Here is a 12,053-nt window from a genome sequence, read left to right as displayed (position 1 = left end):
TCGGGCTCGATGCCGCAGCGTTCTGCGGCAACCCGTTGTTCGCATGAGAAAATGACGAGGCGGCGACGGCACGCCGCCGCGAAAGGCTTGAGGATCAGAACATCTGGCTCGGATCGAAGTTGACGGTGACCTGAGCCCAGGTGTCGTACTTCTCGGCCGGCAGGTTGTAGGGCGCGCAGCGGCGCACGGCGCGGATCGCCGCTTCGCTCGCCGCCCGCTCCGCGGTGGAGGCGCCGCCGCCCGAGACGATTTCCGGCATCCCCTCCAGCTCGCCCGTCGGGCCGAGCTGCATGGAGATCTTCACCCGGAAACTGCCCGCGTCCACGTTGCCGGCCGGTGGGTTCCAGCACTTGGAGATCTGGCCGCGCAGGGCGTCCATCTCGCTCTGCGACAGCGAGCCGCCCGTCTGGCGCGTGGCGCCGAGCGCCGCCTGCTGGGTCGAGCGCTTGGCACCGCCGCCGGAGGAATCCTGCTTGTTGAGGAGCGCGGCGATCGCGTCGGCGTCGAACTGCTTCTCCGAAGAGGTCTGGGCCGCCGGCTTCTTGGTCTCCTTCGGCTTCTCCTTGGACTTCGACGCCTCTTTCGCCGGTTCCTTGGCGGGCTCCTTGACCGGCTCGGGCTTCTTCGCCTCGGCGACCTTCACCGGCTCCGGCGCCTTCACGGGCTCGGGCGGCTTCGGCTTCACCTGCGGCAGGGGCACGTTGCGCGGGGGCGCGGGCGTCTCGGCCTCTGCCTTGGCGATCTCGGCAGCGAGCGGGTCGATCTCGGGCGCAGCCTCGGCCGGCGTCGGCTCGGGCGGCGCTTCCGCGACCTCGGCCGGCGGCTGGGGCGGCGTCGGCTCCGGCGGCGCGGGCGCCGGCTCGGGCCGCGCCTGCGGCGTCACGGCCGGGGGCGGAGGCGGCGGGGGCGCCTCGGCCGTCGAGACGTTCTCATGCGGCGAGGGCTTGGGCGCCGGGGGCGTCTTGAGGTCCACCTCGTTGTCGCCGACGTTCTCGGCCGGCATCGGCAGCTTCTCTGGCGTCTTGGTCGGCGTCGGCGCGGACTTTTCCGCCTCCGGCGCGTCCTCTGCGCCGAGCGTCGCCTGGCTGACGTCCGTGATCAGCGTGACGGGCAGCGCCTCGCCGCCCATTTCGAGCTTTTCCGGCGTCCCAAAATGCCACAGCCCCCAGGTGAGGATGGCCGTGTGCAGGATCGTGGAGGTGGCAAGGGGTTTCATCGGCCGCGCGTCAGCTTCCCGCCGTTTCCTGCGAGGTCACGAGACCGATGTTCTTGAAGCCGGCGGCCGAGATGCGCGACATGACCTTCATCACGGTGCCGTAGTCGGCAGAACTGTCGGCGCGCAGGAAGATGCGCTCCTCGTAGCCCGCCTCGGCGATGGCTTTCAGCTGCTCGACGATGGCGTCCGGCGCGACCGGCGTTTCCTGCAGGAACACCTCGCCACCCTTCTGGACGGAGATGGTGATCGGCTGCTTGTCGGCCGAGAGCGCCTTGGCGTTGGTCTTGGGCAGGTCCAGCGGCACGCCGACCGTCATCAAGGGCGCCGCCACCATGAAGATGATGAGCAGCACCAGCATGACGTCGACCATCGGCGTCATATTGATCTCGGCCATGGGCGCCTTGCGCGCGCGACGCCCGCGGCGCGATCCGCCCCCAGACGAAGCTCCCGTCGACATGCCCATGGAAACGACCCCTCAAGAATTGGAACGAGCCGGCGCGGCGCTCAGCGCGCGGCCGAGCGCTCGTCGATCTGGCGCGACAGGATGGACGAGAACTCGTCGGCGAAGGCTTCGAGCCGGGCCCCGAGCTTGCCGGCATCCGCCGAGAGCTTGTTGTAGGCGACGACGGCCGGAATGGCGGCGACGAGGCCGATGGCGGTGGCGAGCAGCGCCTCGGCGATGCCGGGCGCGACGACCGCAAGGCTCGTCTGCTCGGAGGCGGCGATCGACTGGAAGGCGGTCATGATGCCGACCACCGTGCCGAAGAGGCCGACGAAGGGCGCGGCCGAGCCGACGGTCGCGAGGAACCCGAGGCGCGACTCCAGCCCCTCCATCTCGCGGGCCATGGTCACGTCCATCGCCTTCTCGATACGGGTCTGAAGGCCGATTGGCGAACGGGCGCCCTTCTCGAAGCTCTTCTTCCACTCGCGCATGGCGGCGACGAACAGCGCGCCCATGCCGCTGGTCTTGCGGTCCGAGAGCGTGTGGTACAGTTCCTCCAGCGACTGGCCGGACCAGAAGTTGTTCTCGAACTGGTTGAGCTGACGGCGGAAGCGGGCGTAACGCTGCCACTTGTCGAAGATGATCGCCCAGGTCCAGACGGAGGCCGCGAGCAGCCCGATCATCACGAACTTGACGATGAACCCGGCCTGCCAGAAAAGCCCCATGAGCGACATGTCGTGGGCCGGCGCGGCCAGCGCAGTCTGAGCGACCTCGTTCATTTCCTCTTGCGTCCCTCGAATCCGTCGGATCGTCATGGTGGCTCGGGACGCACGGCGCCCCCGGCTGATCACCCCCTGCCACGACAGGAACGACGCCCCCGCCGAACCGTCGGCGCAAAACGTCGTCCACGGCGCTCTTTGACCGTTTGAATCCGGTGAAAGAATGGCATGGAGAGGCTGATCCCTCCGACGCTATGAAGCATCGTTAGGGTTAACAAATCGTTTTCGTGCCGTGTTTTACCGCGCTGCGGCATCCTCGTCGGCAGCCGCTGGACCGCCCAGGCGCTCGGCGACGGCCGGCGGCATCCGGCGCGGGCGTCCGTCCGGCGAGACCACGGCCACCTTCACCTTCGCCTCCACCAGCACTTCGGTCCCGCACAGGATCCGCTGCTGAAGGACGACCCGTGCGCCGCCGAGGAGGACGGTGCGCGTCTCGACGCCGAGGATGTCGTCGATCCGGGCCGGACGCCGGAAGTCGATCTCCATCGAGCGGACGGCGAAGGCCATCGGCTCGCCGAACGCGCCGTCCATCAGGGCGCGGTGGCCGATCCCGTGCAGGCGCAGGAAGTCGGTTCGCCCCCTCTCCAGAAAGTGAAGGTAGCGGGCGTGATAGACGACACCTGAAAAGTCGGTGTCCTCGAAGTAGACGCGAACGTCGAGGCGGTGGCCGCCCTCGATGAGACGGCCGGAAAGCTGGTCTGTCATGGGGCGCCTCATAGACCGTCACGGGCCGCGCCGCCACCGCCGCCGGCGGTCGCCGTCATCGATCCGTCATTCCTCTGTCATCCCGTCGTGATGCCCGGCTGATTGGAGGGCGTGTCCGACCAATCCGGGAAAGCACCTTCCATGCGTCCGATCCGTCTGCCTGCCGCGCTCGCGCTCCTGGCGTCCACCGCCCTTCCCGCCACGGCCGAGCCGGTGTTCAACCGCATCGCCTCTTTTCCCGTCGCGCTGAACCTGCCCGAGGCGGAGCGCGGCAGCGAGACCTCGGCCGAGATCATCGCGGCCTCGGCCGACGGAAACACGCTGGTTTATTCCGACAGCCCGAACGGCGGCATCGGCTTCGTCGACATCACGGACGCCCGCGCTCCGAAGGCCGCCGGTTACGTCGCTTTCGAGGGCGGCGAGCCCACGTCGGTGGCCGTCAGCAGCGGCAACGTGCTCGTCGGCGTCAACACGTCGGAGAGCTTCACCAACCCGTCGGGCCAGCTCGCCGTGGTCTCCATGGCCGACCGCACGGTCACCGCGCGCTGCGACCTCGGCGGCCAGCCGGACTCCGTCGCCGTCTCGCCGGACGGCACGCTCGCAGCCGTGGCCATCGAGAACGAGCGCGACGAGGACGCGAACGACGGCGCCCTTCCGCAGATGCCGGCCGGCTTCGTCGTGCTGCTTCCACTGAACGATGGCACCCCGGACTGCGCCGCACTCCGCAAGGTCGAACTGACAGGCCTCGCGGAGATCGGCGGCGAGGACCCGGAACCGGAGTTCGTTTCCTTCAACGCGAACAACGAATTGGCGGTCACGCTTCAGGAAAACAATCACATCGTCCTGATCGACGGCAAGACGGGTGAAGTGACCGGCCACTTCAGCGCCGGCACCGTGGCGCTCGACAAGGTAGACGCGCAGGACGACGGCCGGATCGCCTTCACCGACACGATCGAGGCTCGGCCGCGCGAGCCCGACGCGGTGAAGTGGCTTGGGCTCGATCGCCTGATAACCGCCAACGAGGGCGACTGGAAGGGCGGCACGCGCGGCTTCACCATCTTCAATCGCGACGGCACGGTGTCGTACGAAGCGGGCGCCGCGTTCGAGATGGAGGTGGCCAAGGCCGGGCACTATCCGGACAAGCGCTCCGACGCCAAGGGCGTCGAGCCGGAGGGCCTGGAGGTCGCCGAGTTCGATGGCCAACGCCTCTTCTTCGTCCTGTCCGAGCGCGGCTCCGCCGTCGGCGTCTACCGCGACACCGGCGCGGCCCCCGAGTTCCTCCAACTCCTGCCGTCCGGCATCTCGCCGGAGGGCGCGGTCGCCATTCCCGGCCGCAACCTCCTCGCCACCGCCAACGAGGCGGACCTCGTGGAGGACGGCGCGGCGCGCAGCCATGTCATGATCTACGAGCGGGCGGAGGGAACCGCCGCCTATCCGCAGCTCGTCTCCGTCGAAAAGGACGGCGTGCCGATCGGTTGGGGTGCGCTCGGCGCGCTGGTGGCCGACGCCGAGAAGCCGCAGCACCTCTTTGCTGCGAGCGACAGCGTCTACGGCAAGGCGCCGACGATCTTCACCATCGACGCCACGCAAAAGCCCGCCCGCATCACCGACGCGATGGTGGTGACGGAGAACGGCGCACCGGCCGAGAAGCTCGACATCGAGGGCATCACGCTCGACGGTGCAGGCGGCTTCTGGCTGGCCAGCGAAGGCAATCCCGAGAAGGACGTGCCGCACCAGCTCGTGCGCATCGATGCCGAGGGCGCGGTGATCGAAAAGGTCGCCTTCCCCGCGGCGCTCCTGGAGCACCAGACGCGCTTCGGCGCGGAAGGCATCGCCAAGGTGGACAACACGCTCTGGATCGCGGTCCAGCGCCCATGGAAGGACGACCCGAAGAACACGACCAAGCTCCTCGCTTATGACCTCGACGCCAAGACGTGGGGCGCCGTCCGCTATCCGCTGGAGGCGCCGTCGGCCGAGGGCGCCTGGGTCGGCCTGTCCGAGATCACCGTCTCCGGCGACAGCGCCTACCTGATCGAGCGCGACAACCTGATCGGCGACGCCGCCAGGCTGAAGCAGATCACCCGCGTGTCGCTCGACCAGCTCAAGCCCGCCCCCCTCGGCGGCGAGCTGCCGACCGTGACCAAGACCGTGGTGCGCGACCTCCTGCCCGACCTGAAGGCACAGACGGCCGGCTATGTCGTGGACAAAGTCGAAGGCCTCGCCATCGACAAGGACGGCACCGCCTTCGTCGTCACCGACAATGACGGCGTGGACGATTCGTCGGGCGAGACGCTGTGCTTCGAAATCGGCAAGCTGGACGAGCAGTCGGCGGCGCTCGGCAACTGACGCTCACTCTACGATGAACGAAGGGGCGGACCCTTCGGATTTTGCCCCTCCTTCCAGACGACGCATTTCTTTCCGCCGTCATCCTCGGGCTTGACCCGAGGATCTACTCACGTCGAAGCGCTGCTAAGTCGCAGATCCTCGGGTCAAGCCCGAGGATGACGGCGCGGGAAGAAGTTTCGCATCCCAGCGTTGATTACCAAGAGGGGGCGGGACGACGAGCGGAGCCGCGAGCATCCTCCACGCCTTGCCTCACTCGTCGTCATCGCCCTCGAACAGGCTGGATTGAATGCCCTGGTAGGTCGAGGGCACGGCGAGGCCGAGGTGCTTGAACGCATGCTGGGTCAGGAGCCGGCCGCGCGGCGTGCGCTGGATGAAGCCCTGCTGGAGAAGATACGGCTCCACGATGTCCTCGATCGCGTCGCGCGGCTCCGAGAGCGCGGCGGCGATGGTTTCGATGCCGACCGGGCCGCCGCCGAAGTTGAGGGCGATCAGGTCGAGATAGCGCCGGTCGAGCTGGTCGAGGCCGAGGCTGTCGACGTCGAGCCGCGTCAGCGCCTCGTCGGCGATGCGCCGGTCCACCACTTCCGATCCCGCCATGGTCGCGAAGTCGCGGACGCGGCGCAGAAGGCGCCCGGCGATACGGGGCGTGCCCCGCGCGCGGCGGGCGATCTCGCGCGCGCCGTCGTCGCCCATGGGCAGGCTCATCAGCCGCGCCCCGCGCTTCACGATGTGTTCCAGCTCGGCGATCGTGTAGAAGTTGAGGCGCACCGGAATGCCGAACCGGTCGCGCAGCGGCGTCGTCAGGAGGCCGATGCGGGTGGTCGCCGCCACCAGCGTGAACTTCGACAGGTCGATCTTCACCGAGCGCGCCGCCGGCCCCTCGCCGATGATGAGGTCGAGCTGGAAGTCCTCCATCGCGGGATAGAGGATCTCCTCCACCGCCGGCGACAGGCGATGGATCTCGTCGATGAAGAGAACGTCCCGCTCTTCGAGATTGGTCAGCAGCGCCGCGAGGTCGCCGGCTTTGGCGATCACGGGACCCGAGGTCGAGCGGAAGTTGACGCCGAGTTCCTTGGCCATGATCTGCGCCAGCGTCGTCTTGCCGAGGCCCGGCGGGCCGACGAAGAGCACGTGATCCAGCGCCTCGCCGCGCGTCTTGGCCGCTTCGATGAAAATCTTGAGATTGGCGCGCGCCGCCGCCTGGCCGACGAAGTCGTCGAGCCGCTGCGGGCGGAGCGAGGCGTCGACATCCTCGCCGCGCTTCTCGGGGGTGATGAGGCGTGTGTTGCTCATGATCTATCGCCTTACCGGCTGAGCGCCTTGAGGCCGAGGCGGATCAGGGTCGTGGACGGTGCGTCCTCGCCCGCCTCCTTCACCGCGACGGCGACGGCGCCCGCCGCCTGCTCGCGCGAATAGCCGAGATTGACGAGGGCCGACACCGCGTCGGCGATCGGCGCGCTTGCCACGCCCTCGCCGATGTCGCGCTTCAGCCCGAAGCTCTCGACCGCCGCCGCGCCCGAGAAGGCCGGCGCCTTGTCCTTGAGCTCGGCGACGATGCGCGCGGCGACCTTCGGCCCGACGCCCGGCGCGCGCGCCACCATCGTCCGGTCCTGGAGCGCGATGGCGTTGGCGAGATCGCCGGCCGACAGGGTGCCGACGACGGCCAGCGCCACCTTGGCGCCGACGCCCTGCACGCTCTGGAGCAGGCGGAACCAGTCGCGCTCGGCGGCCGATGCGAAGCCGTAGAGCCGGATCATATCCTCGCGCACATAGGTCTCGATGAAGAGCGAGGCCGCCTCCCCCGCCGCCGGCAGGTTCGCCAGGGTGCGCGCGCCGCAATAGGCGACATAGCCGACGCCGTGGACGTCGAGCGTGACGCAGTCCTCCTCGACCGTGTCCACGGTGCCCTTCAGCTTGCCGATCAAGGATGCGTCTCCGGGCAGATGATATGGAGGTCGGGAAAGTACTCGCGGTATCGCGAGGCGTCGCGGGTCAGGAGGCGGTGGCCCGCGACGGTGGCATGGGCGCCGATCAGGAAGTCGGGCAGCGTGCGATCACGGCGCCCGCCGCGCTGGCGGTAGAGCCGATGGGCCTGCCCGGCGGGATAGGCGGCCTCGAAGGGGAGCGGCTCGCGCTTCAGGGACAGCCAGGAAATCGATCGGTAGAGAAGCGGCTCCGCCATCGGGGAGAAGGCGAGTTCCGCCCAGACGATCGGCGAGAGCACGATGACGCCTTCATCGGCGACATCCGTCAGCGCATCCAGCGCGCTGTCGCGCAACGGTCCCGTTCCGAAGACGTCGATGAAGATATTCGAATCAACGAGGGTCGAGGTCGTCACGCGGTCCTCTCAGCCAGTCGACGAACTCCTTGCCGTCCATGCCATTGGTGTCGATCGTTCCGCGCAAGGCGTCCAGACGACGCCGGATCTCCTCGCGTCGGAGCTTCGGATCGCTGGGCAGATCCTCGCGGACGAGTTCGACGCGATCACCGCGCTCCACGAAATCCACCTCGCTCCCTGGCCCGATCCCGAGCTTGTCGCGGATCGGCTTGGGGATCGTCACCTGCCCCTTCTCGGTCACGCGCATGGCAGCCTCCGCAAGTAATACCGGATGGGTATTACCTATTCGCAGAATGGGAACAAGTCAAGAACATCAGAGCCGGGCATAGGCGGCCATCGCCTGTGCAGACTGGCGGTGATGGGTGTGGCAGATGGCGATGGCGAGCGCATCGGCGGCGTCGTCCGTGTCGAAGGTCGCCTTGGGCATCAGCACCTTCACCATCATGTGGATCTGCGCCTTCTCGCCGTGCCCGACGCCGATGACGGCCTTCTTCACCGCGTTCGGCGCGTATTCCGCCACCGGCAGTCCGGCGAGCGAGGGCACCAGCATGGCAATACCGCGCGCCTGGCCGAGCTTGAGCGTCGCGACGGCGTCCTTGTTGACGAAAGTCTGCTCGACCGCCGCTTCGTCCGGCTGAAGCCGATGGATCACGTCCGTCAGCCCGTCGTGGAGCTGGCGCAGACGCGTGGCGAGGTCGAGCTTGTTGTCGGAGGTGACGGTGCCGCTCGCCACGAAGCGCAGCGAGTTGCCGACCGTTTCCACCACGCCCCAACCGGTGCGCCGGAGACCCGGATCGATGCCGATGATGCGAATGGTGCGCTCCTGAAGCATGCTCGTTCAGCCTTCGTTTAGCCTATCCGAGCCTCGCCCTAAAGACAAAGAGTGAACGGATCGGAAACGCAGGCGAACGTCGGTCGAACGGCCTCCGCGCAACTCGCCGTGATGGCGCTGGAGCTACGTGGCGCCCGCTCCCATTTCCAATGGCATGAACCGCCGCCCGATCCTCGCCGCCCTCGTCGCCCTTCTCGCGGCACCGCTGCCCGCCTTCGCGCAGGACGCTGCCGCACCCGTGCCCCCCGACGCGCGCGCACCCGCCGCGACGGCGGCTCCGGCGAGCTTCGACGCCGCGGTCGAGCGCGCCCGCGAGTTCCAGCCGCTGGAAACGCTGCAGATCGCGCAAGGCGGCGAGACGGTGGTGGACGAAGGCTTGCGCGGCAACCGGACGGATCGCGCCACCAACATCAAATCGGCTTCCAAGTCCGTGGTCTCGGCGCTGGTCGGCATCGCGATCGACAAGGGTATGATTGAGGGGCCGGACCAGCCGATCGCCGACTTCCTGCGCGCCGACTTCCCCGCCGACGCCGACCCACGTCTGGAGCAAGTGACGGTTGGCAACCTCCTGTCGATGCAGGCCGGCCTGGAGCGCACATCCGGCGGCAACTACGGCGCCTGGATCTCCTCGCGCAACTGGGTGCGCGACGCGCTTGCCCGGCCTTTCGTGACCGACCCCGGCGGGCCGATGCTCTATTCCACCGGCTCTACGCATCTTCTGTCGGCCATCCTGACGAAGGCGAGCGGCCAGTCGACGCTCGCACTCGCCCGCGAGTGGCTGGGACCGGCCGGCGTGCGCGTCACCGACTGGGAGCGCGATCCGCAAGGGGTCTATCTCGGCGGCAACCAAATGGCGATGACGCCGCGCTCGCTCCTCGCCTTCGGCGAACTCTACCGTCGCGGCGGAACGGCGGCCGACGGCACGCGCATCCTCTCCGAAGACTGGATCCGTCAGTCCTGGACCCCACGCACCACCTCCCGCTTCCACGACGGGCGCTACGGTTACGGCTGGTTCATCGACACGTTCGCGGGCCATGAGGGCCGCTACGGCTGGGGCTACGGCGGTCAGATGATCTACGTCATCCCCGACCTCGCCCTCACCGTCGCCATCACCTCGGCGGAGGACCAGCCCTCCGCCCGCTCCGGCTACGTGCAGGACCTGCACCGGCTGGTGTCGGAGACGATCGTGCCAGCGGCCGAGGCGCGGCGGGCGACCGAAGGCAAGAGCTGATCGTCCACCCTCTGCTGCCTGGAGCGAGCCGTCTCGGACGTATCCCGGGGTGATTGGGCCGTCGCTGCACTGACGGTCCAGCTATCCCCCATTTCTCCCCACTCTCCGCACCGCCGGACACTCGTCGCATCGAGACGAGGGAGTTCGCGGCAGGTGGAACCATTCGACAACAGACTGTCCGCCCTGAAATGGCGGCTGGCGGTGGCACGCTTTCAGGCGGCGGCCGGCAGTCTAGCGCTGACCCTGAGAGCGGGCTACCGGCCGGACCAACCGCGAGCCCCGCGGGGTCAGTCGGATGGCGGACAATGGGTGCGCGGGCCTCGCGGCGCGCAGGTCCACCGCGTTTCGCGGCGCAGAAGCGGGGGCGGTCAGGTCAGGATCAACGGCCGCTGGCGGCCGGTATCGCCGGCGCAGGAGGTGTTGCTGGCGCAGTCAGCCGCCGCCAGGGATCAGGCGATCCGGGCCGTGCGGCGCGTCGATCCGAAATGGAAGGCACCGCCACAGGCCTACGAGACCGTGGAAGGCTTGATCTCGGCCAATCGAGCAGTGGAACATGCGGCTCGGTTTCGGATCTACGAGCTATCGGGGACGCACGTCGGGCCTGGGCCCTATGCCAGCGAATGGATACCGGCACCGCCGACCAACCGCCGCCTGAACCGCGCCGAGCAGCGGGAGATCGATCGGATCGGCCGGGAAAACGGGTGTCGCCGTTGCGGCAAGCAAGAGTCCGGCACGCGACGCGGCTCTTTCATCGGCGACCACCAAGTACCAAAATCTATGGGAACACCAACGAGGATTTACCCTCACTGCGCCACATGCAGTTCAAGCCAAGGGGGCCTCATGAGGCCATATCTGAAGGAGCCATCGGAATGACGATCAAGACCGTTTCCGTAGCTCCCGAGTATCTCAGCTTCTATATCGCGGGTGTCCACAAGATTACCGTCCCCCTGGATCACGACAGGGTCGGCATCGTCGCAACCGACCAGTGCATCAATGTCGGCTGCCTCTATTGGAATGACGGAGATACGACGATCACGCTTGGGCCATTCGACGAGCTTCCACCGCAGAAGACGCTACCCAGGTTCGACCGCATGCTGGATACGCCGGAGTATCGGGTCGTGATCTCCGATGCCATTACGCCGGACATGCTGACGATGGCCGTGCCCTCCGTTCACACGCGCGTGCGCATCTGGACCAATCACAAGACCGAGCCGGACGACGTGATCATCGCGCTAGGCTAACGACCCCAAACGCAGAAGGGCCGCGCGGATCATCTCCGCGCGGCCCTTTGACGTTGACTCCACTGTCCGGCTCAAGCCGCCGAGAGCTTGGCCATGGTCTCCTCGTCCACCTCGAAATTGGCGTAGACGTTCTGCACGTCGTCGTCGTCTTCGAGGTTGGCGATGAGGCGCAGGACGCTCTGCGCCTTTTCCTCGTCCACGGGGGTCGTGGTCTGCGGGCGCCAGATGATCTTGACGCTCTCGGCCTCGCCGAGGCTCTTCTCCAGGGCTGCGGCCACGTCGTTCATGTCGGCGAAGGCGGTGATGATGCGGTGGCCGTCCTCGTCGCTCTGGACGTCGTCGGCACCCGCCTCGATGGCCGCTTCCATGACCTTGTCGGCGTCGCCCGCCTTGGCGGGATAGACGATCTCGCCGACGCGGTCCCAGAGGAACGAGACCGAGTTGGTTTCGCCGAGCGCGCCGCCGGACTTGGTGAAGTAGGAGCGCACGTTGGAGGCCGTGCGGTTGCGGTTGTCGGTCAGCGCCTCGACGATGACGGCGACGCCGCCCGGCCCGTAACCCTCGTAGCGCACCTCGTCGTAGTTCTCGGTGTCGGCGCCCGAGCCCTTCGAGATGGCTCGCTGGATATTGTCCTTGGGCATGGACTGCGCCTTGGCGTTGTTGATCGCCAGGCGCAGGCGCGGGTTCATGTCGGGGTCGGGCGTGCCGCTCTTGGCCGCCACCGTGATCTCGCGCGCGAGCTTGGAGAACATCTTGGAGCGCACGGCGTCCTGCCGGCCCTTGCGGTGCATGATGTTCTTGAATTGGGAATGACCGGCCATCGCGGCACCTGTTCTCTTGTCTGATCGGGATCGCTTTGGCCGTCCGTATAAATTCCGCCGCGCCCTGCGTCCAGACGAAGCACCGGGGCGCGGATGACGCGA

Annotated in this window: 13 protein-coding genes; 3 read left to right on the top strand and 10 right to left on the bottom strand. The window is 67.8% G+C overall.

The features are described from left to right. Positions 1–94: 94 nt before the first annotated feature. From O5O54_RS00530 to ybgC, 4 genes are all read right to left on the bottom strand, one after another. Positions 95–1,216, bottom strand: a complete 1,122-nt coding sequence (locus O5O54_RS00530; protein ID WP_279477690.1) for a hypothetical protein — start codon at positions 1,214–1,216, stop codon at positions 95–97. A gap of 10 nt (positions 1,217–1,226) precedes the next feature. Next, on the bottom strand, positions 1,227–1,679 hold the full coding sequence (tolR, locus tag O5O54_RS00525; protein WP_279477688.1) for a protein TolR: 453 nt from the start codon (positions 1,677–1,679) through the stop codon (positions 1,227–1,229). A gap of 41 nt (positions 1,680–1,720) precedes the next feature. Beyond that, entirely contained in the window at positions 1,721–2,437 is a 717-nt protein-coding gene (gene tolQ / locus O5O54_RS00520; RefSeq protein ID WP_279477686.1) for a protein TolQ, read from the bottom strand. A 237-nt stretch (positions 2,438–2,674) separates the two neighbouring features. Further along, on the bottom strand, positions 2,675–3,142 hold the full coding sequence (ybgC, locus tag O5O54_RS00515; RefSeq protein ID WP_279477684.1) for a tol-pal system-associated acyl-CoA thioesterase: 468 nt from the start codon (positions 3,140–3,142) through the stop codon (positions 2,675–2,677). A 141-nt stretch (positions 3,143–3,283) separates the two neighbouring features. On the opposite strand from ybgC, the gene O5O54_RS00510 reads away from it, so the two are divergent. Then, positions 3,284–5,488 (top strand): esterase-like activity of phytase family protein, encoded by a 2,205-nt coding sequence (locus O5O54_RS00510; protein ID WP_279477681.1) that lies wholly within the window; start codon positions 3,284–3,286, stop codon positions 5,486–5,488. Between the two features lie 249 nt (positions 5,489–5,737). On the opposite strand, the gene ruvB is transcribed toward O5O54_RS00510, so the two are convergent. The 5 genes from ruvB to ruvC all read right to left on the bottom strand — a co-directional run bounded on the left by ruvB (position 5,738) and on the right by ruvC (position 8,658). After that, positions 5,738–6,781 carry a Holliday junction branch migration DNA helicase RuvB gene (ruvB, locus tag O5O54_RS00505; protein ID WP_279477679.1) on the bottom strand — a complete coding sequence of 348 codons (1,044 nt, stop codon included), beginning with the start codon at positions 6,779–6,781 and terminating at the stop codon, positions 5,738–5,740. 11 nt (positions 6,782–6,792) lie between these two features. Next, on the bottom strand, positions 6,793–7,413 hold the full coding sequence (ruvA, locus tag O5O54_RS00500) for a Holliday junction branch migration protein RuvA (RefSeq protein WP_279477677.1): 621 nt from the start codon (positions 7,411–7,413) through the stop codon (positions 6,793–6,795). After that, positions 7,410–7,826, bottom strand: a complete 417-nt coding sequence (locus O5O54_RS00495) for a type II toxin-antitoxin system VapC family toxin (RefSeq protein WP_279477675.1) — start codon at positions 7,824–7,826, stop codon at positions 7,410–7,412. Before O5O54_RS00495 ends, ruvA begins: the two co-directional genes overlap by 4 nt. Beyond that, positions 7,804–8,073, bottom strand: coding sequence for an AbrB/MazE/SpoVT family DNA-binding domain-containing protein (locus O5O54_RS00490; protein WP_279477673.1), 270 nt, complete (start codon positions 8,071–8,073; stop codon positions 7,804–7,806). Before O5O54_RS00490 ends, O5O54_RS00495 begins: the two co-directional genes overlap by 23 nt. Before the next feature lie 66 nt (positions 8,074–8,139). Continuing rightward, positions 8,140–8,658 carry a crossover junction endodeoxyribonuclease RuvC gene (ruvC, locus tag O5O54_RS00485; RefSeq protein ID WP_279477671.1) on the bottom strand — a complete coding sequence of 173 codons (519 nt, stop codon included), beginning with the start codon at positions 8,656–8,658 and terminating at the stop codon, positions 8,140–8,142. 154 nt (positions 8,659–8,812) lie between these two features. Between ruvC and O5O54_RS00480 the strand changes: the two genes are divergently transcribed. Together O5O54_RS00480 and O5O54_RS00475 are read left to right on the top strand one after the other, a co-directional pair. Then, complete coding sequence (locus O5O54_RS00480) at positions 8,813–9,889, top strand: serine hydrolase (protein ID WP_279478680.1); 1,077 nt, start codon at positions 8,813–8,815, stop codon at positions 9,887–9,889. Between the two features lie 869 nt (positions 9,890–10,758). Beyond that, positions 10,759–11,130: a hypothetical protein gene (locus tag O5O54_RS00475; protein ID WP_279477669.1), complete on the top strand. Its 372-nt coding sequence runs from the start codon at positions 10,759–10,761 to the stop codon at positions 11,128–11,130. A gap of 71 nt (positions 11,131–11,201) precedes the next feature. Here the strand turns inward: O5O54_RS00475 and O5O54_RS00470 are convergent, their stop codons facing one another. Further along, positions 11,202–11,951, bottom strand: coding sequence for a YebC/PmpR family DNA-binding transcriptional regulator (locus O5O54_RS00470; protein WP_279477668.1), 750 nt, complete (start codon positions 11,949–11,951; stop codon positions 11,202–11,204). Positions 11,952–12,053 lie beyond the last annotated feature (102 nt).

The organism is Aureimonas sp. SK2, from assembly GCF_029813115.1.
Taxonomy (GTDB): Bacteria; Pseudomonadota; Alphaproteobacteria; order Rhizobiales; family Rhizobiaceae; genus Aureimonas.
Note: the sequence above shows the minus strand (reverse complement) of the source record. Positions and strands in the feature narration are given on the sequence as shown.

What these genes read in the sequence shown, in the direction of transcription:
- O5O54_RS00530 (WP_279477690.1), bottom strand. Translation starts at nt 1,216, where the DNA reads ATGAAACCCCTTGCCACCTCCACGATCCTGCACACGGCCATCCTCACC.
- tolR (WP_279477688.1), bottom strand. Translation starts at nt 1,679, where the DNA reads ATGGGCATGTCGACGGGAGCTTCGTCTGGGGGCGGATCGCGCCGCGGG.
- tolQ (WP_279477686.1), bottom strand. Translation starts at nt 2,437, where the DNA reads ATGAACGAGGTCGCTCAGACTGCGCTGGCCGCGCCGGCCCACGACATG.
- ybgC (WP_279477684.1), bottom strand. Translation starts at nt 3,142, where the DNA reads ATGACAGACCAGCTTTCCGGCCGTCTCATCGAGGGCGGCCACCGCCTC.
- O5O54_RS00510 (WP_279477681.1), top strand. Translation starts at nt 3,284, where the DNA reads ATGCGTCCGATCCGTCTGCCTGCCGCGCTCGCGCTCCTGGCGTCCACC.
- ruvB (WP_279477679.1), bottom strand. Translation starts at nt 6,781, where the DNA reads ATGAGCAACACACGCCTCATCACCCCCGAGAAGCGCGGCGAGGATGTC.
- O5O54_RS00490 (WP_279477673.1), bottom strand. Translation starts at nt 8,073, where the DNA reads ATGCGCGTGACCGAGAAGGGGCAGGTGACGATCCCCAAGCCGATCCGC.
- ruvC (WP_279477671.1), bottom strand. Translation starts at nt 8,658, where the DNA reads ATGCTTCAGGAGCGCACCATTCGCATCATCGGCATCGATCCGGGTCTC.
- O5O54_RS00480 (WP_279478680.1), top strand. Translation starts at nt 8,813, where the DNA reads ATGAACCGCCGCCCGATCCTCGCCGCCCTCGTCGCCCTTCTCGCGGCA.
- O5O54_RS00475 (WP_279477669.1), top strand. Translation starts at nt 10,759, where the DNA reads ATGACGATCAAGACCGTTTCCGTAGCTCCCGAGTATCTCAGCTTCTAT.
- O5O54_RS00470 (WP_279477668.1), bottom strand. Translation starts at nt 11,951, where the DNA reads ATGGCCGGTCATTCCCAATTCAAGAACATCATGCACCGCAAGGGCCGG.